Genomic DNA, 20,134 nt, shown 5'->3' with positions numbered 1-20,134 from the left:
ACTATCCTTTCTGCGCTCTCTGTAGACAAGGTTGGTCGTTAGCGGCGTAGGGAGGACGGGAGCGTTGGCTGTCTCCCGCCTCCCCGCCTGCCTAATCCCGTTATCCCCTAAGCCGGCTATAGCGCCAATCAACCGGCTGGCCGTTGGCGTAGGGCATCACGCCGTGGAATGGGCGCAGGTCGTTGTCGAAGACGAGTGGCAAAAAGAAGCGGTCGCCGGGCCAGAGCGGCAGTTCCATCACCCGCGCAATCGGCACCCATTCGAGCGTGCCTTCGGCGTTGGCCACCGGTGGTGTGCCGCTGAAGCGGGTGATCAAGAAGATAAACGCAAACCAGTCTTCGCCGTTTTTACCGAACCCTGGCCAGCTCACCGTGCCGCGCAACGTTAACTCGAGCGCAGTGATGCCGGCCTCTTCGCGCAACTCACGTTGCATGCCGGCGACGATCTCTTCGTCGCGTTCGAGTTTGCCGCCGAGTCCGTTGTATTTGCCCAGATGCTGATCGCCGGGGCGGGCGTTGCGATGCACCATCAGCACTGCTTGGCGGTCGGGTGACAGTACATAACCGAGGGTAGCGAGGATAGGTGTATAGGGCATAGCTGACCTCAATGACATGTTGACGCAAAGACGCGAAGGTTTTTAACGCAAAGGCACGAAGGTTTTTAACGCAAAGACGCGAAGGACGCCAAGAACGCAGAGATTTGTTAGAGGTTGTTTACCTACCGTGCTTGTACCCCTACCCCAAAAACCCTTGCGACCTCTGCGGAGCCGGACAGCCGTCCGGCTCTACAGCGTTACCATGCGCGATAGAGATTGCGCTCACCGCGCTGCACTTCGGCGATCCGGCGCGCGCTGCCAGCGTCAATCCCGGTTGGCAGACGGTCGGGGTAGAAAAATTGGGCATCACAGATTTCGATGTCGCCGCGAGGCGGCGCCGGCGGGCCATCAGCCACCGCGGTAAAGACGATCACATAATCGCTGAGCCCATGAGCCACGTAGTGAAACACCCCGTGCAGACCGGTCACCGTCACCGGGCAGCCGCTCTCCTCGAGCGCCTCGCGGCGAGCCGCTTCCGCCGGAGCTTCACCGTGATCGATCGCGCCGCCGGGCAATCCCCACGGTTTGGCGCCGCCACGGTGACGAACCAGCAATAACTCATCGCCACGCTGCACGATCACCCGCACCCCGATTGCGCGCGGGCGGAAGAGAACATGCTGCGCCAACCGCAAGCGGATGAAGAGATTATACGCTCCGGTGAGGATGATTTCGCGCAAGGGGTGGATCATAGCCGCTGTTAACCCTGTCGCCTCAGCCGGTGGGTCGTTCCACCGTTAGCAAGCGCATCATAGCACGGGCATACCTTGGCCGCAAATCGGCGTCACGATGGCTGTCGCGGCGCGATCGGCCGGGACAATGAGCTGCCCAAACCTGTTCGCAAGCGTTTCTCTAGGCAAGAGCTTCATTAGATAATGCTTTGCAATGAGGAAAATATCCCCATCCGCATCCCTGTCAAAATACACAAGACAAACAAGGTATAGATGTGATTTGATGAGCGAAGGTATCAATACACTACGTCTTGGAAGGAGCAACCATGACCTTTGCCTACAACCAACAGCAATGGAATGCTTTAGGCCAGCTTGATCCGTTCTGGGCGATGACTGGTTTAAGCAACTGGAACCTTCATGAATTTTTCCAGACCGGCCGGCATCAAGTAGCACAGTTGCATGAAGAGATGCAACGTCTCGGTTATCCGCGCCGGTTTCAACGCGTGCTTGATTTTGGCTGCGGAATCGGGCGGGTGGCGCCGGCGCTGCGCGAGCATTTCACCGAGTATATCGGTCTCGATGTCGCCGAAAGTCTCATTCTCAAGGCACGTGAGCTGCATCGCGATTTGCCCAATGCCCAGTTTCTGGTCAATACGGCCAGCCGGCTCGATCTCCCCGATAATAGCATTGACCTGATCTTTTCCTTTGGCGTCTTCCAGCATATTCCCGATCAGCAAGCGATTCTGCGCCTATTCGGCGAATTTGCGCGGGTGTTAGCGCCGGGAGGGTTAATCTTTACCGATATCTGCCACCATATTCGCTGGCTGTATCGTTTGCAATTACGCCGTCGCGCCTATATGGCGCTGAAGCGTTTAGGGTTGCCTGATCACGCGCTTTATTACCGCTTGAAGCTGTACCCGCAGTCGGTTCACTCAATTCCGCTTCACCTGCTGTATGCGCATCTCAAAACACTGCCATTGACGATACGCATGATGCGTCCAAAGTCTCCAGCCAATGCTCCGCATCAGTTATGGGAATATGCGCTGACCAAGGAGGAGATTTCATAGAGAACACTAACACACCGCTAATCTTCTTCTAATCATTGCCGTCTATCTTCCCGAAAGTGAGTGGATCTCCGCGGCAGATTATGCAGTTGCCATCACAACGGGAGGTAGTCGATGCGTGCGTTTCGCATCATCAGCTTGCTCGTGATATTGGCGCTGATCGCCGTCGTGGGCGCAGCGCCGGCGCTGGCCCAAGAAAACCAGCGTGATCTCTTCTTCTACACCCGTTACCCGGCCCAAGAAGCGACTGTTGGCGATGTTGTCACTGTTAAACTCACCCTTGGCACCGATACCACGCCGCAGATTGTGCGTCTTGGCATGCGCGAAGCGCCAAGCGGCTGGAATGTAACCTTCCGCGGCGATGGGCGCGTGATCCAAGCGGCCTACGTTGAGCCGAATAACAACGCGACCTTTGATCTGCGGATCGAGCCGCCGTCAGATGTGAAAGCCGGTTCGTACCGGATGGTAGCGGTGGCGACTGGCGTGAATCAAGAGGTGGTGTTGCCGATCGAGTTGACGCTGAAGGCTAAGACGGTGAACCCTGCTGGTCTTGCCTTCAAAGTCGATCTGCCGACGTTGCGCGGTTCGCCCTCGACCACCTTCCGCTACAACGTGACCCTCAAGAACGAGAGCAGTGAAGAGGTGTCGGTGAGCTTGCTGGCCGAAGCGCCGCGCGGCTTCCAAGTCGATTTCAAGCTGTCGGGCCAGAGCATTACCAGCGTGCCGTTTGGCCCCAACGAGTCGAAGAACCTCAGCGTGGAAGTGCGCGCGCTCAATACGGATGTGCCTGCCGGTACGTATGAAATTGGCATTTTGGCCCGTGGCGGTGACTTGCAAGCGACCACTCGCCTTGTGGCCGATATTACCGGCCAACCGCAGTTGTTGCTGACCACGCCTAATGGCCGGCTTTCGGGCGAAGCGCGGATCGGCGAAAAGACTGACGTGAAGTTGATCGTGCGCAATACCGGCAGCGCGCCAGCCCGCAACATCGAACTGAGCGCCTCGCCGCCGGTTGGGTGGACGGTTGAGTTTGAGCCGAAGCAGATTCCTGAGCTAGCCAATGGCCAACTGGTCGAAGTCACTGCGAAGGTACAGCCGTCGAATCAGGCTATCGCCGGCGACTATCTCGTCACCTTCACTGCCCGCCCGGCTGAGGCAGCGGTTGCCACTAGCGAATTCCGGTTTACGGTATTGACCTCGACGATTTGGGGGTTGGTTGGGATTGCCCTGATTGCGGTGGCGGTGGTAGGCGTCGGTGTGGCGGTGATGCGGTTTGGCCGCCGATAATGTAAAGCCGCACGGAGGTGCGGCTCTACAAAATAACGGGGAAATGATTATGACCGACGTGGTGATTGAATGCCGTGATTTGACCAAACAATACGGCGCGTTTACCGCCGTCGATCACCTCAACCTGACCGTGCGCAAGGGCGAGATTTTCGGTCTGTTAGGGCCAAATGGCGCCGGCAAGACGACCACGATTCTGATGCTGCTAGGCCTGACCGAGCCAACCAGCGGCAGTGTGAAGGTGTTGGGTCTTGATCCGGCCCGCCAGCCGCTCAGCGTCAAGGCGCGGGTTGGCTATCTGCCCGATCAGGTCGGTTTTTACGATCACCTGACCGCGCGCGAGAACCTGCATTACATCGCTAAGCTCAATGGCATCCGCGAGCCAGAGATGAGCAAGCGCATCAACGCGGCGCTCGATCAGGTCAGGTTGAGCAACGTGGCCGACCGGCGGGTCAAGACCTTCTCGCGCGGCATGCGCCAGCGGTTGGGAGTGGCCGAGATTTTGATCAAGCAGCCGCAACTGATCATCATGGACGAGCCGACGCTGGCGCTTGACCCGGAAGCGGTGCGCGAATTTCTCGATCTCATCCGCCAGCTCAAGGCGAGCGGCATCACCATCTTGCTCTCGTCGCACCTGCTGCAACAGGTGCAGGCGGTCTGTGATCGGGTTGGTCTCTTCCACCAAGGGCGCATGGTGTTGGAAGGCACGGTCGGCGAGCTGGCCCAGCGCGTACTCGGCAGCGCTTACCGCATCCACGTTGAAGCCGAGGGAGGCGATGCGGTGGCGGCGGCGTTGCGCGCCTTGCCCGACGTGGTACAAGTGTCGGCCAACGGCTCCCGGTACAATGTCGAGGCGCGCGCCGATCTGCGGGCCGAGATTGCTCGCAAGGTGATCGAGGCGGGTGGCAAGTTGCTCGGCCTGAGCGTAGACACCCCCAGCCTCGATGAGGTGTATGCACGCTACTTCCAGAAAGGAGCGGCCTATGCAGCACGCGCGTAGTCTAGCACCCGCGCGCCAGCGCGAAGGGTCGCCGTGGACGGGGTTGTGGGCAGTGGTGGCCAAAGAGATGGCCGATTATCTGACCAGCGCCCGCATGATGATCCTTGAGGCGCTGATCTTGCTCACCGCCTTTGGCACTGTCTACGCCGCGTCGCAGAATCTGCGCGCCGGAGCTGGCGCTAGCGATGATTTCCTCTTCTTGCGCCTCTTTACCACGGCCCGCGAGCCACTGCCGGCCTTTGTCGGCTTCCTTGGCTTGCTGGTGCCGTTGCTCGCGATTGCGCTGGCGTTCGACTCGATCAACGGCGAGTTCAACCAGCGCACGCTCTCGAAGGTATTGGCGCAGCCGATCTACCGCGATGCCCTGCTGTTGGGCAAATTCTTGGCCGGTTTGGGGACGTTGGCTTTGGCTCTGACCGCGATCTGGCTGCTGATCATTGGGATGGGGCTGCTACAATTGGGCGTGCCGCCAAGCGGTGAAGAGACGGTGCGTATGCTCTGGTTCTTGCTAATTACCATCTTCTACGGCGGAATCTGGTTGGCGTTAGCGATGCTCTTCTCGATCATCTTTCGCCAACCGGCCACCGCGGCGCTGGCCGCGATTGCGGTCTGGCTCTTCTTCACCGTCTTCTGGGGCATCATTGCCAGCCTGCTAGCCCGCACGTTGCAACCGGCGCCGCTAGGTGATCCGCAGGCGCTGATCAACCAGATTCAACTGGAACTGCTGCTCACCCGGTTGTCGCCGAACACCCTCTTCTCAGAGGTGGCGCTGGCGATGCTCAACCCGGCGGTGCGTGCCTTGGGCATCGTGCTGCCCATCCAGTTGCACAACGCCATTCCCGGCACGCCACTGCCGGCTGGGCAAAGCATCTTGCTGACGTGGCCGCACGCTACCGGCCTGATCGCGGCGACGATCGTGCTGTTCGCCATTGGTTATATCCTCTTCCAACGCCAAGAGGTGCGGGCGTAACGGGTTGCTGGGGTGAACAAACCTTCGCCCCAGCATTCCACCTCCAGTCCTATCCCACAATCTCCCCAATCGTCGTACAATACAGATAGCTATCGTCGGGTTCTGCCTTGCACGAGGAGAGATAGGCAACGATGAACAACGTATTGGCGATTGCGCTGGGGGCGGCGATTGGCGCCAACCTCCGCTACGGCATTGGGTTGTGGGCGGCCCAACGCTTCGGCACGTCATGGCCATACGGCACCTTCATCATCAACCTGCTGGGTTGTCTGCTAATTGGCGTGTTGCTGACCCTCGCCGCCAACCGGTTGACGCTCAGCGAACCGGTGCGATTGATGTTGGTGACTGGCTTGCTTGGCGGGTTCACCACCTTCTCGACGTTTGGCTACGAGAGCTTTACCCTCCTTAACGCCGGCAACTGGCTGGCGGCGGCGGGGTATGTCGGCGGGAGCGTGGTGGGCGGCCTGATTGCCGTGGTGATTGGAGTCGGGCTTGGGCGCTGGATTGGCGGGTAACGAGTTTGGCGCAGGATAGTAGGTGAGGGCGACGCTAGGCGTCGCCCTTGCCGCCTTGAGAGGAGGTCTCCAATGGAGCAGGCCGTGACACAGCAGCTCTGGATCTATATCGATGAGGGTGATAGCCAGCAGGGGCGTACCATTGCCTCGCGGATTGTTGATACCCTCCGGGCCGCCGGTGCGCCGGGAGTGACCGTTTTGCGCGGGGTGGGGGGCTATGGCACCCACGGCGTCTTTCATAGCGATCTGCTGGTTGATATTCCGAGCCGGTTGCCGCTGATCGTCACTTGTATCGACCGCAGCGATCGTTTGCAACGGGTGCTGCCCAAACTGAGCGAGATTGTGCAAGAGGGCTTGATCGTGCTGTCGCCGGTGCAAGTCGTGAAAGTGGGCCGGCGCGCCGGCGGGATTTTTCCCTCTCACCTGACTGTTGCCGATGTGATGAACCGCGAAGTGGTTTCGGTGACGGTTGATACGCCGGTCAGCGAGTTGGTGCGGCTGCTGCTCGAACGCGGTTTGCGGGCGATGCCGGTCGTGGATGGGCAGCGCAAGGTGGTAGGGATTGTCACCGATGCCGATTTGTTGCAGCGTGGCGTCAGCCAATTGCCATTGCACTTGCAACAGTTGCTGCCGGGTGATGAGCGAGCGGCGCAATTGGCGGCGATGGCAGCGCGCCCGGAAAAGGCTGGTGATGTGATGACGCTGAATCCGCGCACCATTCCGGCGACGGCTTCGTTGGCGCAAGCGGCGTTGGTGATGGCCGAGCACGATCACAAGCGGTTGCCGGTTGTTGATGGCGAAGGCCGGCTGGTGGGGATGCTCAGCCGGTCGGACGTGTTGCAGACGGTGGCGAATAACTTTGCCACTAGCGCTGAAGTATTGCCGAGAACGGGTCTCGGATCGGCCAAGACGGTTGGCGAGGTGATGGTGCGTGACGTGCCAACCGTCACCCCTGAGACGCCCTTGGTCGAGACGCTCGATCGGATTTTATCGACCCCGCGCCGGCGCGCAGTGGTGATCGGTAAAGACAGGCGTGTGATTGGCATCATCAGCGATGGCGATATTCTGCGCCGGGCAATGCGACCGGTGGCGCCGGGCTTGTTGCAACGCTTCGCAATCTGGATCGGCGGCGGCGCCCGCCCGCCTGAGTTAGAGCTGGCGCTCAAGAATCAGACAGCCGCTAATGTGATGACGAGTCCGGTGATTACGGTGACGCCAGATACCCCGATTGTAGCCGCAGTTGAGCAGACGATCGCGCACCGGATCAAACGCTTGCCGGTGGTTGATAATGAAGGGCGGTTGGTAGGGATTGTCGGGCGAGCTGCATTGTTGGGGGCGTTGTTAGGCAGCGGGCGGTAGGGACAAGGAAAGGGGCACAGCATCGCTGCGCCCCTCCTGTTGCTTTTAGCGTTGCCCCTACGCCAAGGCAGGGCTTTCTTCCACCTTCTCTTGGTCAATTTCGCGCTGTGAGCGCAACCGCAGTTGATCCTCGTGTGTATCGACGATTACCGTATCGCCATCTTGGAACTGCCCAGAGAGCAACCCTTCGGCTAACGGGTCTTCGATCAGGTTAGTGATCACCCGGCGGAGCGGTCGCGCGCCGAAGGCCGGGTCATAGCCGCGACGGGCAAGGAATTCAAGCGCGTCGGGCTGCACGACCAGCTTGATCTGGTGCTCATCGAGCTGCATTTTCACCCGCTTGAGCATCAGTTGGGTGATCGACTGGATCTCCTCGCTAGTCAGCGGATGGAAGATGATCGTTGCGTCAATGCGGTTGAGGAACTCAGGCCGAAAGAGCATTCTGAGCGCCTCATCAACCTTGCGCCGCATATCAGTCTGATCAATCTCGTTGGCGTTGCCGCCGAAGCCGATCCGTGACGCGCGGCGGATGTGCTCGGTGCCGACGTTGCTGGTCATGATGATGATGGTGTTGCGGAAGTCAACCCGCCGGCCCTTGCCATCGGTCAGATGACCATCTTCGAGCACTTGCAGCAAGAGATTGAAGGCATCGGGGTGCGCCTTCTCGATCTCGTCGAACAGCACCACGCTGTAGGGCTTACGGCGGACGGCGTCGGTCAGTTGGCCGCCTTCGCCATAGCCGATATAGCCGGGCGGCGAGCCGACCAGCCGTGAGGTGGTGTGGCGCTCTTGGAACTCAGACATATCGATCTTGATCAGCGCCTCTTCGGTGCCGAACATAAACTCGGCCAGCGCCTTGGCCAGCTCGGTCTTGCCGACGCCGGTGGGGCCAAGGAAGATAAAGCTCCCGATTGGGCGCTTGGGGTCTTTCAGGCCGGCGCGCGCGCGGCGTACTGCCTTCGAGATAGTGACAATCGCCTCGTGCTGGCCGACGATCCGGCTGTGGAGGAACTCCTCCATCTGCATGAGGCGCTGGGTCTCGTTGCCGGTCAAACGTGTCACCGGCACACCCGTCCACATCCCGACCACTTCCGCGATATCCTCTTCGGTCACGTAAGGCCGGTCGTAGCGCTCATCGCTGCGGGTGCCGAGTTCGGCCTCAATCTCTTGGATGCGCTGAAGCATGCGCTCTTCGCGCTCGCGCAGATTGTCGGCCAACTCAAGCTGCTGATCTTCCAGCGCCGCCTCGCGCTCTTTGCGCAGGGCTTCAAGGCCGCGCAGGGCATCGCGCAGGCGCGGCGGGGTCGCCGAGCGATACATGCGCACGCGTGAAGCCGCTTCGTCGATCAAGTCGATCGCCTTATCCGGCAACTGGCGGTCGGGCACATAGCGGGCCGACAGCATTGCCGCAGCGCGGATCGCCTCGTCGCTGATCTGCAACTGGTGGAAATCCTCGTAACGCGACTTGATCCCGCGCAGGATCTGGATCGTATCTTCGATCGAGGGCTCATCGACCATAACCGGCTGGAAGCGCCGTTCGAGGGCGGCGTCGCGCTCGATATATTTGCGATACTCATCGAGCGTGGTCGCGCCGATCGTCTGCAACTCACCGCGCGAGAGGGCCGGCTTGAGGATATTGGCCGCATCGAGCGTCCCTTCGGCGCCACCAGCGCCGATAATAGTGTGGAACTCGTCGATAAAGAGGATGCAGCGCGACTCTTTGATCTCGTCGATCACGCGCTTGAGCCGCTCTTCAAACTGGCCGCGATACTTGGTGCCGGCGACCAACGCGCCCATATCGAGCGTGACCACCCGCTTGCCCTTGATGCTATCGGGCACATCGCCTTGGACAATGCGCTGAGCCAAGCCCTCGACGATCGCCGTCTTGCCGACGCCGGGTTCGCCGATCAGGGCCGGATTATTCTTGGTGCGGCGCGAGAGAATTTGAATCACGCGCTCGATCTCGTGCTGGCGGCCAATGATCGGATCGAGCCGGCCCTGTTCGGCCATCTCGGTCAGATCGGTGCCGAGCGCATCGAGGTACGGCGTCTTCGATTGGCGTTGGGACGGCGGCGTGCCGGGGGTAGCCGCAGCGCGCGTTTCGCTGCTGGCGCCGGCAGTGCCGTGGCGCAGCGTGCGCATCACCTGATTGCGCACCTGCTCGAGCGACACACCCAGAATATCGAGCACGCCGGTGGCGACGCCTTCGCCATTACGTACCAACCCTAGCAACAGGTGTTCGGTACCGATATAGTGATGATTGAGGCGATTAGCCTCTTCAATTGCGTACTTAATCACCTTCTGGGCGCGGGCCGTTAGTTCTTGGTCAGTGACCATCGTGCTCTCGCCGGGGCCAACGATAAACTCAACCGCACTGCGCGCCTGCGGCAGCTTCACCCCCAGCTCATCGAGCACGCGGGCCGCGATCCCTTCGCTCTCGCGGATCAGCCCCAGCAAAATATGCTCGGTGCCGATGTATGGATGGTTAAACGCGCGCGCCTCTTCGGCGGCTAATTGCAACACCTGCTTGGCGCGCTTGGTAAATTTGCTGTACAGATCAGACATACTCTTCTCCACCTGCTAGACTGGAGGAAACGACTATTGGGCCTGACAGACCGGGGAATACGAATATTGCCCTCCCGCGCCGTTGCGCTTGGTTGAGAGCGCCATCTCGACCAAGCAACGGCAGGGGCTAGCCATCATCCTCCGCTGCTGCGCCGCTCTCGGACGGCTCGTGTTGGAGCCGCAGACTCAATCCCATCCGCTTCCGCGCCGGATCGATCCGGATAATCCGGGCCTGCACCACTTGCCCTTCGCTCAATACCTCACGGGGGTGCTGGATTCGCTCATCACCCATCTCCGAAATGTGGATGAGACCCTCTACCCCATCCTCGATCCGGGCAAATGCGCCGAACGAGGTGAGTTGCGTGATCGTCCCTTCGACGATCTGGCCCAACTGGTACCGTTCAGCCACCTTCGTCCATGGCTCGCTCTGGGTGCGCTTGATCGACAACGCGATCCGCTTGCGCTCGTGATCGATGCTCAGGATCGACACTTTCACCTTGCTTCCGACCTTAAGCACCTCGGCAGGATGTTTCACCCGCGACCACGAAATCTCGGAGAGGTGAACGAGGCCATCGGCGCCGCCAATATCGACAAAGGCGCCAAAATCGCACACCGACGAAACGATGCCTTCGCGCACATCACCTTCGCGTAGCGACGACAGCAACTCGTCTTTCTTCGACTCGCGGGTTTCAGCGAGCGCCTGCCGTTCCGACAAGATCAGGCGGTTGCGGTTACGATTAATCTCGATGACCTTCAACGGCAATTCGACATTAACCAGCCGGGCCATTTCGGATTGCTTCTGCGTTTCCGAGCTGCGGCTGATGCTCGACACTTGTGACGCAGGCACAAACCCGCGCACGCCGTTGAGATCGACCAGCAGGCCGCCCTTGTTGTAGTTCTTGACGCGGGCGTAGATAATCTCGCCCCGCTCGTAACATTCTTGCAGTGCGCGCCAGCTCTTCTCTTGCCGAGCCTTGTCAATTGACAGGATTGCGCGGCCTTCCTTGTCTTCGGATTGGACGACGAAGACAAGGACTGGATCACCCACCTTCAATGCAGCGCGATCCTCTTCACTGAGCGTCTGCATCTCGCGGCTGGGGATGACGCCTTCGGCTTTTGCGCCAATATCGACGAGGATTTCGTCGCGGTCGATCCGCATGATCCGCCCGTCAACCGTATCGCCGTGCTTGAGGTTGCGATACGCATGAGCAGGATCGCGCAGAATCTCCTCCATCAGCGCCTGATCGCCGCGATCGAGCAGATCGTTCAGATCAGATTGGCGAACTTCGTCGTGCTCGTTTGAATTATTGCCGGCATGATTCAACTCTTCCATGAAAGATCCCTGCGCAGAAGCGGCGGCGCGCCATTCGACGGGGCTTGGTCGGAGCGATACGTAGCAATATTATACGCCGGGCAGATTTAAAGCGCAAGGATCATGATACTATTCCGCTTTCTGATGCAGGCAGGTGTCGCCGAGCGCGAGGGCGTAACTACGCGCTGGCGTGGTAAAGCGCACCGCACTGAGGGGGAGTAGGCCGGCGCTGCGGAGGGAAAAATAGGCCTCTTCGGCGCAGGTGAGGTCTCCGGGTGCGGTTTGGTGGATGAGGTTCGCGGCTTGCTCAAGCGGTTCGCCGATGGTATGCAGCCCGATCAGCGGTACAACTGCTACTCGCCCATGACCGCTGCTCAGGGCCATCGGCGGTAGGGACAAGCCGGCGGCTTCAGCGCAAGCAATGATGTTGGTTGCCGCCGCCACGGCGCTCCGTATCGGATCGGCTTCACTGGCAAGAGCGCCAAAGATGAGCAGAACAGAGTTGTCGCGCCACTGGAGCAAGGCCTGTTGGCGTTCGACCGGTTCGCTGATCAGATGGGTTCGGGCCCGCATTTCGTCGAGTTCGTTGGCAAGATGAAGCTGGCCGACTGCCAAGACGGCGATGGGAGTGATGCGGCCATCGACCGGCGGATGGAGGTTTAGTGGATTGATCTGGCGCAGCGCCGGTTGGGCCGGCTGTAGTCGTTGCAGGTGCTGCTCGGTGCGCCATCGTTGCAACAGCCGGTTGACGGCATGGCAAACTTCACCCCACGCTCCAGAACCAACTTCGAGTTTAGTGTCGAGAGGAGTGTGGTGGAGACGATGGGCCAAAGCGTGCATTGCGCGCGCGAGCCGGTAGCGTTCCCAGAGCAGCGCGAGCACGCAGCCGGCTAAGGCGATGATAGCGAGTGCAGGCGCAACAAACGCGCTGGCTAACGCGAATATGCTGAGTATCAAGATAAGCGATACGGTTGGCGCATACATCCAGCGGCCCATCATTTACCCCATCTTGCCCGCCTTGACTAACGTTGCTTGCAGAGTACCATAGGGGCTGAGGTATGCAGATTGTGCGTAGATTACAGATTGGCGAAAGCGCGCTCCCCCTTACTGTTATTGCGAGCCGCCGGAGGCGGCGAAGCAAGCTCCTGCGTGTACGGCAGATGCCCGCTCAGGCAGTTGTACCGCTGAAGGGGAGATTGCTGCGGTCGGGCGGCTCCAGCGTGGCTGGGTAGCGCCGCTCCCTCGCAATGACAAGTGGGATGCGCCGCACTGTGCCGGTGTTAAGCCGTATACCGCACCAGCGTATCGTCCTCGTGGCGCGTAATCAGGCCATCAGCCACTAGCAATTCGAGGTGGGCAATCGTTTCGGCAATCGCAAACCGCGCCTCGTGGGGGGTGAAACGCTCGACGGCAAAGACTCGCTGCGCGACGGCAAAGGCCGTTTCTGTGCCGTTGCGCACCGCTTCCAGCATCGCGGCCAACCGCTCGTGGTGATGCGCTTGCAATTCGGTCACCCGCTCGGCCCACGCTGTGATGGTCTTGCCGTGGCCGGGCAGCGCCAGCTCGACATCAAGCGTCGCCAATTCGCTCAGCGAGGCGAGATATTTACGCAACGGATCCGGCTCGCTTTCCGGCCAGATGCCGATATGGGGCGTGATCTTGAGCAACACTTGATCGCCAACCAGCGCCAGCCGGTCATCTGGGGCGTAAAATACTAATTGGCCGTCGCTGTGGCCGGGGGCATGGATCGCGAGAAAGCGCCGCTTTCCCATCGTGAGCCAAGTGCCCGCTGGTAGCGGTGTGAGCGGCGGATGCGGCCGGGTAGCGGCCCGTAAGGCTGCGATTGCGCCGACGACCTGTTGTACGAGATCGGCGGGCATGCCGTGACGGAGAAAATGGCGTAAACTAGGATCATCATGGTCGGCGCGGTGCATCCACACCTCTTCGGCCAGTTCGATCTCGCGCGGCGCCAGCAGCACGCGCGCCCCCGAACGCTCGTGCAGCCAGCCGGCCATGCCGAAATGGTCGGGGTGAAAATGGGTGAGGACGATGGTGTGAATCTGGCGCGGTTCGATGCCGAGCTCGGCGAAGGCCGCTTGCCAACCGGCTTCACCGGCAGGGGTGTGCAAACCGGTATCGACTACCGTCCAGCCCTGCGCATCGCGTAGCAAATAGACGTTAACATGGTTGAGGGCGAAGGGGAGCGGTAAGCGTAATTGGTACAGATGAGGGAGCAGCGCGGTAATCATAAGGCAGTTCCTGTGAGTGAGCGCAATGCGCTGGCGAACAGCTATCTGCATTATAATACCGCGAGGATGTAGACAATACCACATTTGATGTATGGAACATTTTGAACCAACTCATACCAACCAACCGCCGGCATGGCGCTTGCCGGCGATCGTCGGCGGCATTGTGCTGTTGGCCGGTGTGTTCGCCTTTGTTATCACCGGAACCGGCGCGCCGGCGCCGGCTGCTGCGCCGGCGGTTGCGCCAACCGTTGAGGCGGCGGCTGGCCACGGCGACTTCAGCAACAGTCCGCCCGCGCCGGCGATTTCGGTCGCCGATGCGCAACAGCGCTGGCAAGCTGGCCAAGTGATTTTTGTCGATATGCGTTCGGGCGATGCCTACAAAGCTGCGCATTTGCCCGGCGCGCTCAGTTTGGCCTCGCCCGATCTCAACCAGCGACTGGCGGCTTTGCCTCCCGGCTGGGTTATCATCACCTACGGCGATGCTAGCCGGCCAGAGGCGGGCCAGCGCGGAGCGCAGATCTTCCGTGATCTTGGCTACGGGCCGGTCGCTGCGCTCGAAGGCGGGATTGAAGCGTGGCAGGCGGCCAACCTGCCGGTGGAGCGACCATGATCGATTTGCATATCCATACCAACGCTACCCCCCACCATGCGACGTGGACACCGGTGGCGTTGGCGGTGGCGGCGGCGGCGCGCGGTTTGACGATGATTGCGGTGACTGATCACAATACGACGGCGAATGTGATTACCACCGCGATGGCTGGGATGCACTACGGGGTGCAGGTGGTCAGCGGGGTAGAGATTGATAGCGCGTTTAACGGCAAGCTCTGGCATACGCTGGTGTATGGGGTTGACCCTGAAGCGCCGGCCCTGCTCGATCTATGCGCTGAGGTCGTCAGTCGCAATGCTTCTAATGCGGCGCAATTAATGCGCGATCTGCCCGCCGCCGGCTTTCGGCTGCCCGGCCTCGGCGACCGTGACCGCCCGCCCACGGTGGCCGATGTCGCGCTGGCGTTGGCGCGCCACAATGACTTGCCCGGACGGGTGGCCGGCGAGGGTGACGAAGAGGCCGGGATGCGCTTCATCCTCACCCATTTCGCCGCGGCATACCGGCCGTTGAGTGTTGACGAGATCATCAGCGTTGCCCACGATCTCGGCGGGTTGGCGGTGTTGGCCCATCCGGGCCGTGACAAAGGCATCTATGCCATCCCGGCCACTGATGATGATATTGCTGCTTTGGCGGCGGCAGGGCTTGATGGGATCGAGGTCTATTACCCAACCCATGACGCCGCTACCCGCGCGCGGTTGCTGGCGGCGGCGCAGCGGCATAACCTGCTCGTTTCCGGCGGCAGTGACTCGCACCATCCCCAGCAGGATTTGGCCACGTGGCCGGCCAAGGATCTGACCATTGTGGCCCGGTTGCGACGGTGATCTTATTGCAAAGAGATGGCGGTGGCTCATGGGGATGCAGCAGCGCTGCATCCCTAGGCGCTGCATATCCTTGCGATCACAAGTATGCGTGCCGCTGGCGAAGGACGAAGCCTGCTGAGTGATGGATTCCGCCAAAGTGGGAGATTGCTTCGGGTGCGGTGCACCCTCGCAATGACAACCGACCGCGCCGCCTTCGTGTCCTTGTGGTCTTTACGCCGCATTAGAAATCTTATGTCCCTTTACCGTACCTCCTAACATACGCTCAGAGCAGGATATTGCTGAGGTAGCAGATGATGAACATTCAGTCGATTGTTGCCCACCTGCCAGTTCACCACCGAGCTGAAGCGGCTGAACTGGCCGTCCGGTATGGCATGCCGCGCCATCGCCACGTCGTGCTGGCCGATGGCGTCTTCGATCCGCTGATCAAGACCGATCGGGTCGGTGAAGTCGGGATGGTCGTGCGCCGGCGCGACGGTGGCATCTTGGTCGCGCGCAAAACGTATTATCCACCGGCGATTTTCCGGCTGTTGACCGGTGGCGTTGGGCCGGTGGAAGGCATCGCCAGCGCGCTCGCACGGGAAGTCGCCGAGGAGACGAGCCTCACAGTGCAGATCAGCCGGTTTTTGAGCGTTATCACCTACGCAACGCCGGATCTCATGTCGCGCCGGTTTGTGAGTTACGTGTTTCTGCTCGATGAAGTAGGCGGCGCCTTGCACGTCGCCGACCCGGCAGAACAGGTAGCCGAGATGCGCACGGTGTTGCCGTCCGAGTTGCCGGTGCTGGCTGCCCGCTTGCGGCAACTGTCTGACCGGACTGATCCGGCGATTAGCGGCAAATGGGCCAGTTGGGGCCAATTTCGCGCCGTGATGCACGAAGAAGTGGGTGCGTTATTGAAGGCCGGATAAGAAAGGGTCGATAGATGCCTTAACCCTCTCCTACCCGTCCTCTTCGCACTTGACATGCCGGCCTTTCCATGTAATACTGCACACAATTGTTAAGATTTGTGTAGATTTATGAGGGATGGTATGCTGCAAACAAGTGGTCTCTGGTTGGCGCTGGCAACATTTCTCAGCATCTGGTGGGGGCATATCGGGGTGCGTTGGCTTGAGGCCAAGAGCGCCGACATTCGCCCGCCAATGGTTGCATTGATCATCGCCGGTCTCATCCTCAACGTTGCTGCCCTCTTCGCGCCGAATGTCACCATCGGCGGCGTGTGCAGCGTGGTTGGGATCGCGCTGTGGTGGGATGCGTTTGAGCTAGTGCGGCAAGACCGGCGAGTGCGCCACGGCCATGCGCCGGCTAACCCCAACAACCCCCGCCATGCCCGTTATCTGGCTGAGGGCAAGGCGACACTGCACGACCCGCTTGATCGCGAGCCGAGCGATCCGGTGGTTGATGCGCAGCCAACGGCGCACCGCAAACCCGAAATCGCCTCGTAGCACTGCATGGATAAGCAGCACATACCCCTGAGGTCATCGCTATGATGTGGGAAGGTCTGGCAATCGGTCTCTTTAGCCTTGGCATTATTGGCTTTGGCTTCTTCTGGGTCATTCGCATGGAGTACCATCTCGGCTACCTGTGGTGGCCGTACCCCTTACTCGTTGGGATTGCGATCATCGTGCTCTCGCTGTTCGTGGCGGATGCGGGTTGGTCGGCGTTGCTCGGCGTGACCGGCGCTTCGTTTATCTGGGGGGCAACCGAGTTGAAAGAGCAAGCCGTGCGGGCTGATTTGGGGTGGTTCCCGCGCAATCCGAAGCCCAAGCCGTTGCCGCCGTTTGCAAACATCATTCGCAAAATCAAAGCGCCGCACCTGTAATGTAGAGCCGGACGGTTGTCAGGCTCTAGACGCAGAGGGGGCAAAGGCGCAAAGACGCTCAACGCAAAGGCGCAGAGAACGCGAAGGGCGCAAAGGGTTTGGGGTGGTTTGATTCTCTGCGCCCTCTGCGTTTTCTGTGGTACAATTGTTCAATGGAGCGCGTATCAGCGAAGACATGACCGAGCTTGCCGCCCAGAAAGCTGCTTTGCGGGCCGCAATGATGGCGCGCCGCGATGCGCTGCCCGATCGTGATCGGCGCAGCGCACAGATTTGCGCCTTGGCGCAACAACTGCCGGCATTTCTGGCGGCGACAGCTATTCATTGCTATGTGCCGATGCGATCCGAGGTTGATACGAGACCGCTGATCGCGGCGGCGTTAGCTGCCGGCAAAGCGGTGGCTGTACCGGTGGTGGCCGGTCAGCGCCGGCTAGAGCATAGCTGGATCGACAGCCTTGCTGAAACCGAATGGGTGCGCGGCCGGTTTGGTACGCTCCAGCCGCGTCAGATCCGTCCGGCCCGACCCGGCGCGTGGTCGTTGACCATCGTACCGCTGCTGGCGTTTGATCACGATCTGTACCGGCTTGGGTATGGCGGAGGTTTTTACGATGCGTTGCTGGCCACCGCACCCACTATCGCGGTTGGCGTCGCTTTTGCCGTGCAGGAAGTGGTTCGCTTGCCGCGCGAGCCGCATGATATCCAGCTTGATCTGGTTGTCTGCGAGGATGGGATCAGAGGGGCCGAGCAGGGGAGCGCGCGTTCTGGCTCTGCTGGCCGGTAGCGGATTCTTATCTGGCGCCGATCCCTGCTCTGCGGTATGATATGAGGAAGAGGGTCAAGGTTCCGTTTGCATCGCTTGTTCGCCAACCCCGATGGCATTCCACGGAAATCTTCATATTGCCCTGCTCGTCTCTCGCAGCGATTTTGATCGACTGCCGTTTGTAATGTCTAAGGAGTCTTGAACCATGCGCGCCACTGATTTGCCGATGATTATTCAGGGTGGCATGGGCGCCGCCGTTTCCGATTGGCGACTGGCGCGAGCTGTAGCAGCTTGCGGCCAGCTCGGCGTTGTTTCCGGCACCGGTATCGATACGATCCTGATCCGGCGCCTGCAAGATGGCGACCCTGATGGCGCAATGCGGCGGGCCATGGCGCATTTTCCCGTCCCCGGCGTAGCCGAGCGTGTGCTGGAAGCCTATTTCCGGCCTGAAGGCCGCGCGCCTGATGAGCCGTATACGTTGTTGCCGATGTATAACCTGAAGGTGAGTAAAGAGCGGCAACAGGTGGCGATGCTGGCAGCATTTGTTGAGGTGTGGCTGGCCAAAGAGGGACATGATCGCCCGATTGGCATGAATTTGCTGACCAAGATTCAGTTGCCCAATTTGGCCCTGCTCTATGGGGCGCTGCTGGCCGGGGTGGATGTGATCATTATGGGGGCCGGCATTCCGCGTGAAATCCCGGCGGCGCTCGATGCGTTGGCGGCTAACCAGCCGGCGCGCCTGACGGCAGAGATTGAGGGTGACGATGGCGCGCCGCCGGTGTACATTACCTTCGAGCCGGCGGAGCATTGGCCGGGTGAGCCGCCGGCGTTGCGCCGGCCACTGTTTTTGCCGATTGTGGCCAGTGTGACGTTGGCGACAATGTTTGCGCGCAAGATTGCCGGCGTTGATGGTTTGGTGATCGAGGGGCCGACCGCTGGCGGGCACAATGCGCCGCCGCGGGGTGAGTTGCAGCTCAACGAGCGCGGCGAGCCGATCTATGGGCCGCGCGATCTGATTGATCCCGCCAAGATCGCCGCGCTTGGTCTGCCGTTTTGGCTGGCTGGCGGCACGGCCTCGCCGGAAGGGTTGGCGGCGGCCCGCGCTGCTGGCGCCATGGGCATTCAGGTGGGCACGCTCTTTGCCTTCTGTACTGACTCAGGCTTGGCTGACCCGCTGCGCCGTTCGGTGCTCGAAGCAGCGGCCCGTGATGCGGTGGATGTCTTTACCGACCCGCGCGCCTCGCCGACCGGCTATCCGTTCAAGGTGGTACGCTGGGATACCGATCCGGCGCAAGGGGTGCCGCGCCGGCGGATCTGCGATCTTGGGTATTTGCGCACGATGTATCGCACCCCGAAGGGAACGATCGGCTACCGTTGCGCGAGCGAACCGGTGGCGACCTTCGTCAAGAAGGGCGGCGATCTGGCCGAGACGGAAGGCCGGCGCTGTTTGTGCAATGCACTGATGGCCAATATTGGGGTGGGGCAGGCGCGCGCCGATATTGGCGCTGAGCCGCCGCTGCTGACGAGCGGCAATGATCTGGTGCGGCTGCGCACGATCTTCGACCTGACTCAGGGCTATTCAGCGGCTGATGTGATCGCCTATCTGCTCGGCGAACGTCCGGTGATGCTCTCCTTCCCGGCGTCGCAACTGGCCGAGCCGGTTACGGCGCCCACGACAAGCCCGCATCGGCGTTGATCGTGAAATTGGTTGAAATGCGGCGTGGCGGCTCTATTTGAAAGCCTTCATCGGTGGCCGTCACGCCGGCCAGATAGAGGTCGAACCCGCGCCCGCCCGGCGGAATGGCGAGAAAGGCCAGCATTGCGCCGTCGGGTGAAAAGACCGGCGCGCGCGCCGTGCCGAGATCGGTCAAGCGCACCGCCGATCCACCAGTGACCGGCATAGCATAGAGATCACTTCCCCCGTTGATGCCAACTGCAAATACCAGCCAGCGCCCGTCAGGGCTCAGGGCCGGATCGTAGGCTGGAACCGGCGCTCCCAGCAAGGGGGCAGCTTGGCCGCCGGTAATCCGGTACAGTTGTTGTTGCCCGTCACTGCCGAGCGGGGTGCGCACCGCGATCAGATCGCCTGATGGTAAGACGGCGATACGACCAAGCTGCGCATTCGGGTCGGCGAAGGCGGGTTGGCGCTGGCCGGTTAGGTCATAGCGGAAGATGGCCAGCGGCGCATCGGCTGGCGGATCACCTGCCGGCGGCGCGGCTTGGGCCGCGGCGAGCACCCCGCTGCCATCGGGCAACCACGTTGGGTACAGCGCCCACATAGCGGCATAGACTCGATCAAGGCTGCCGGGAGGCGCCGCCGGATCGTTGCGGGTAAGTTGGGCAATAGTCGCGCCTGCGCTATCGGCAACGAGCACATCACTGGCCCCGGCTCGCGGCACAACGTAGGCGATCCGTTCGCCAGCCGGATCAAACACCGCTTGCGTCGCCGGCGGCGCAATCACTTGGCGGGCCGTGCGTCCTTCCCACAACCAAATACCGCCGCTGTGACTAAACAAGAGCCGTCCGGGCAGTTCGTCGCCGCGCAGGGTGGCCGG

At 60.9% G+C, this 20,134-nt stretch carries 20 protein-coding genes; 13 read left to right on the top strand and 7 right to left on the bottom strand.

Annotated features, from left to right (window positions below; genetic code table 11):
- Positions 1–100: 100 nt before the first annotated feature.
- Both U9R81_RS02550 and U9R81_RS02545 read right to left on the bottom strand, forming a co-directional pair.
- On the bottom strand, positions 101–595 hold the full coding sequence (locus U9R81_RS02550; RefSeq protein ID WP_322493964.1) for an 8-oxo-dGTP diphosphatase: 495 nt from the start codon (positions 593–595) through the stop codon (positions 101–103).
- 197 nt (positions 596–792) lie between these two features.
- Positions 793–1,284, bottom strand: coding sequence for an NUDIX domain-containing protein (locus U9R81_RS02545; protein WP_322493963.1), 492 nt, complete (start codon positions 1,282–1,284; stop codon positions 793–795).
- 305 nt (positions 1,285–1,589) lie between these two features.
- Here U9R81_RS02545 and U9R81_RS02540 point away from each other — a divergent pair, with 305 nt between their 5' ends.
- From U9R81_RS02540 to U9R81_RS02515, 6 genes are all read left to right on the top strand, one after another.
- Positions 1,590–2,330, top strand: coding sequence for a class I SAM-dependent methyltransferase (locus U9R81_RS02540; protein WP_322493962.1), 741 nt, complete (start codon positions 1,590–1,592; stop codon positions 2,328–2,330).
- Positions 2,331–2,441: 111 nt separating this feature from the next.
- On the top strand, positions 2,442–3,614 hold the full coding sequence (locus U9R81_RS02535; protein WP_322493961.1) for an NEW3 domain-containing protein: 1,173 nt from the start codon (positions 2,442–2,444) through the stop codon (positions 3,612–3,614).
- Between the two features lie 49 nt (positions 3,615–3,663).
- The gene (locus U9R81_RS02530) at positions 3,664–4,611 is read left to right on the top strand and encodes an ABC transporter ATP-binding protein (RefSeq protein WP_322493960.1); all 948 of its coding nucleotides are present in this window, start codon (positions 3,664–3,666) and stop codon (positions 4,609–4,611) included.
- Positions 4,595–5,581, top strand: a complete 987-nt coding sequence (locus U9R81_RS02525; protein ID WP_322493959.1) for an ABC transporter permease — start codon at positions 4,595–4,597, stop codon at positions 5,579–5,581. Before U9R81_RS02530 ends, U9R81_RS02525 begins: the two co-directional genes overlap by 17 nt.
- Before the next feature lie 131 nt (positions 5,582–5,712).
- Positions 5,713–6,093 carry a fluoride efflux transporter CrcB gene (gene crcB / locus U9R81_RS02520; protein WP_322493958.1) on the top strand — a complete coding sequence of 127 codons (381 nt, stop codon included), beginning with the start codon at positions 5,713–5,715 and terminating at the stop codon, positions 6,091–6,093.
- 72 nt (positions 6,094–6,165) lie between these two features.
- Complete coding sequence (locus U9R81_RS02515) at positions 6,166–7,452, top strand: DUF190 domain-containing protein (protein ID WP_322493957.1); 1,287 nt, start codon at positions 6,166–6,168, stop codon at positions 7,450–7,452.
- A 57-nt stretch (positions 7,453–7,509) separates the two neighbouring features.
- Here U9R81_RS02515 and U9R81_RS02510 read toward each other — a convergent pair whose 3' ends face one another.
- The 4 genes from U9R81_RS02510 to U9R81_RS02495 form a co-directional block, all read right to left on the bottom strand.
- The gene (locus U9R81_RS02510) at positions 7,510–10,017 is read right to left on the bottom strand and encodes an ATP-dependent Clp protease ATP-binding subunit (protein ID WP_322493956.1); all 2,508 of its coding nucleotides are present in this window, start codon (positions 10,015–10,017) and stop codon (positions 7,510–7,512) included.
- Positions 10,018–10,144: 127 nt separating this feature from the next.
- Positions 10,145–11,350 carry a 30S ribosomal protein S1 gene (gene rpsA / locus U9R81_RS02505; RefSeq protein WP_322493955.1) on the bottom strand — a complete coding sequence of 402 codons (1,206 nt, stop codon included), beginning with the start codon at positions 11,348–11,350 and terminating at the stop codon, positions 10,145–10,147.
- Between the two features lie 108 nt (positions 11,351–11,458).
- Complete coding sequence (locus tag U9R81_RS02500; protein WP_322493954.1) at positions 11,459–12,328, bottom strand: phosphate regulon sensor protein PhoR; 870 nt, start codon at positions 12,326–12,328, stop codon at positions 11,459–11,461.
- Between the two features lie 281 nt (positions 12,329–12,609).
- Positions 12,610–13,578 carry an MBL fold metallo-hydrolase gene (locus U9R81_RS02495; RefSeq protein ID WP_322493953.1) on the bottom strand — a complete coding sequence of 323 codons (969 nt, stop codon included), beginning with the start codon at positions 13,576–13,578 and terminating at the stop codon, positions 12,610–12,612.
- Positions 13,579–13,669: 91 nt separating this feature from the next.
- Between U9R81_RS02495 and U9R81_RS02490 the strand changes: the two genes are divergently transcribed.
- From U9R81_RS02490 to U9R81_RS02460, 7 genes are all read left to right on the top strand, one after another.
- Positions 13,670–14,188 (top strand): rhodanese-like domain-containing protein, encoded by a 519-nt coding sequence (locus U9R81_RS02490; protein WP_322493952.1) that lies wholly within the window; start codon positions 13,670–13,672, stop codon positions 14,186–14,188.
- A complete protein-coding gene (locus tag U9R81_RS02485) occupies positions 14,185–15,006 on the top strand; it encodes a PHP domain-containing protein (protein ID WP_322493951.1) in 822 nt (273 codons plus the stop codon). The genes U9R81_RS02490 and U9R81_RS02485 overlap by 4 nt, the downstream gene beginning before the upstream one ends.
- Positions 15,007–15,296: 290 nt before the next feature.
- Positions 15,297–15,911: an NUDIX hydrolase gene (locus U9R81_RS02480; protein ID WP_322493950.1), complete on the top strand. Its 615-nt coding sequence runs from the start codon at positions 15,297–15,299 to the stop codon at positions 15,909–15,911.
- A 120-nt stretch (positions 15,912–16,031) separates the two neighbouring features.
- Positions 16,032–16,445 (top strand): DUF4491 family protein, encoded by a 414-nt coding sequence (locus U9R81_RS02475; protein ID WP_322493949.1) that lies wholly within the window; start codon positions 16,032–16,034, stop codon positions 16,443–16,445.
- A 41-nt stretch (positions 16,446–16,486) separates the two neighbouring features.
- Entirely contained in the window at positions 16,487–16,822 is a 336-nt protein-coding gene (locus tag U9R81_RS02470) for a DUF4491 family protein (protein ID WP_322493948.1), read from the top strand.
- A 175-nt stretch (positions 16,823–16,997) separates the two neighbouring features.
- Entirely contained in the window at positions 16,998–17,600 is a 603-nt protein-coding gene (locus tag U9R81_RS02465; RefSeq protein ID WP_322493947.1) for a 5-formyltetrahydrofolate cyclo-ligase, read from the top strand.
- Between the two features lie 184 nt (positions 17,601–17,784).
- The gene (locus U9R81_RS02460; protein WP_322493946.1) at positions 17,785–19,275 is read left to right on the top strand and encodes a nitronate monooxygenase; all 1,491 of its coding nucleotides are present in this window, start codon (positions 17,785–17,787) and stop codon (positions 19,273–19,275) included.
- Here the strand turns inward: U9R81_RS02460 and U9R81_RS02455 are convergent.
- Positions 19,241–20,134: hypothetical protein (locus tag U9R81_RS02455; RefSeq protein WP_322493945.1), on the bottom strand; the 894-nt coding region annotated here is incomplete at its 5' end. The two genes, U9R81_RS02460 and U9R81_RS02455, sit on opposite strands and share 35 nt — an antisense overlap.

Origin of the sequence: Chloroflexus sp., assembly GCF_034435895.1 — a bacterium.
Lineage (GTDB): Bacteria > Chloroflexota > Chloroflexia > Chloroflexales > Chloroflexaceae > Chloroflexus.
Note: the sequence above shows the minus strand (reverse complement) of the source record. Positions and strands in the feature narration are given on the sequence as shown.

Coding starts and splice junctions, on each gene's coding strand:
- U9R81_RS02510 (WP_322493956.1), bottom strand. CDS start 10,017: ATGTCTGATCTGTACAGCAAATTTACCAAGCGCGCCAAGCAGGTGTTG.
- U9R81_RS02530 (WP_322493960.1), top strand. CDS start 3,664: ATGACCGACGTGGTGATTGAATGCCGTGATTTGACCAAACAATACGGC.
- U9R81_RS02480 (WP_322493950.1), top strand. CDS start 15,297: ATGATGAACATTCAGTCGATTGTTGCCCACCTGCCAGTTCACCACCGA.
- U9R81_RS02550 (WP_322493964.1), bottom strand. CDS start 595: ATGCCCTATACACCTATCCTCGCTACCCTCGGTTATGTACTGTCACCC.
- U9R81_RS02485 (WP_322493951.1), top strand. CDS start 14,185: ATGATCGATTTGCATATCCATACCAACGCTACCCCCCACCATGCGACG.
- U9R81_RS02515 (WP_322493957.1), top strand. CDS start 6,166: ATGGAGCAGGCCGTGACACAGCAGCTCTGGATCTATATCGATGAGGGT.
- U9R81_RS02525 (WP_322493959.1), top strand. CDS start 4,595: ATGCAGCACGCGCGTAGTCTAGCACCCGCGCGCCAGCGCGAAGGGTCG.
- U9R81_RS02495 (WP_322493953.1), bottom strand. CDS start 13,578: ATGATTACCGCGCTGCTCCCTCATCTGTACCAATTACGCTTACCGCTC.
- U9R81_RS02500 (WP_322493954.1), bottom strand. CDS start 12,328: ATGATGGGCCGCTGGATGTATGCGCCAACCGTATCGCTTATCTTGATA.
- U9R81_RS02535 (WP_322493961.1), top strand. CDS start 2,442: ATGCGTGCGTTTCGCATCATCAGCTTGCTCGTGATATTGGCGCTGATC.
- U9R81_RS02460 (WP_322493946.1), top strand. CDS start 17,785: ATGCGCGCCACTGATTTGCCGATGATTATTCAGGGTGGCATGGGCGCC.
- U9R81_RS02465 (WP_322493947.1), top strand. CDS start 16,998: ATGACCGAGCTTGCCGCCCAGAAAGCTGCTTTGCGGGCCGCAATGATG.
- U9R81_RS02545 (WP_322493963.1), bottom strand. CDS start 1,284: ATGATCCACCCCTTGCGCGAAATCATCCTCACCGGAGCGTATAATCTC.
- U9R81_RS02490 (WP_322493952.1), top strand. CDS start 13,670: ATGGAACATTTTGAACCAACTCATACCAACCAACCGCCGGCATGGCGC.
- U9R81_RS02470 (WP_322493948.1), top strand. CDS start 16,487: ATGATGTGGGAAGGTCTGGCAATCGGTCTCTTTAGCCTTGGCATTATT.
- U9R81_RS02475 (WP_322493949.1), top strand. CDS start 16,032: ATGCTGCAAACAAGTGGTCTCTGGTTGGCGCTGGCAACATTTCTCAGC.
- crcB (WP_322493958.1), top strand. CDS start 5,713: ATGAACAACGTATTGGCGATTGCGCTGGGGGCGGCGATTGGCGCCAAC.
- rpsA (WP_322493955.1), bottom strand. CDS start 11,350: ATGGAAGAGTTGAATCATGCCGGCAATAATTCAAACGAGCACGACGAA.
- U9R81_RS02540 (WP_322493962.1), top strand. CDS start 1,590: ATGACCTTTGCCTACAACCAACAGCAATGGAATGCTTTAGGCCAGCTT.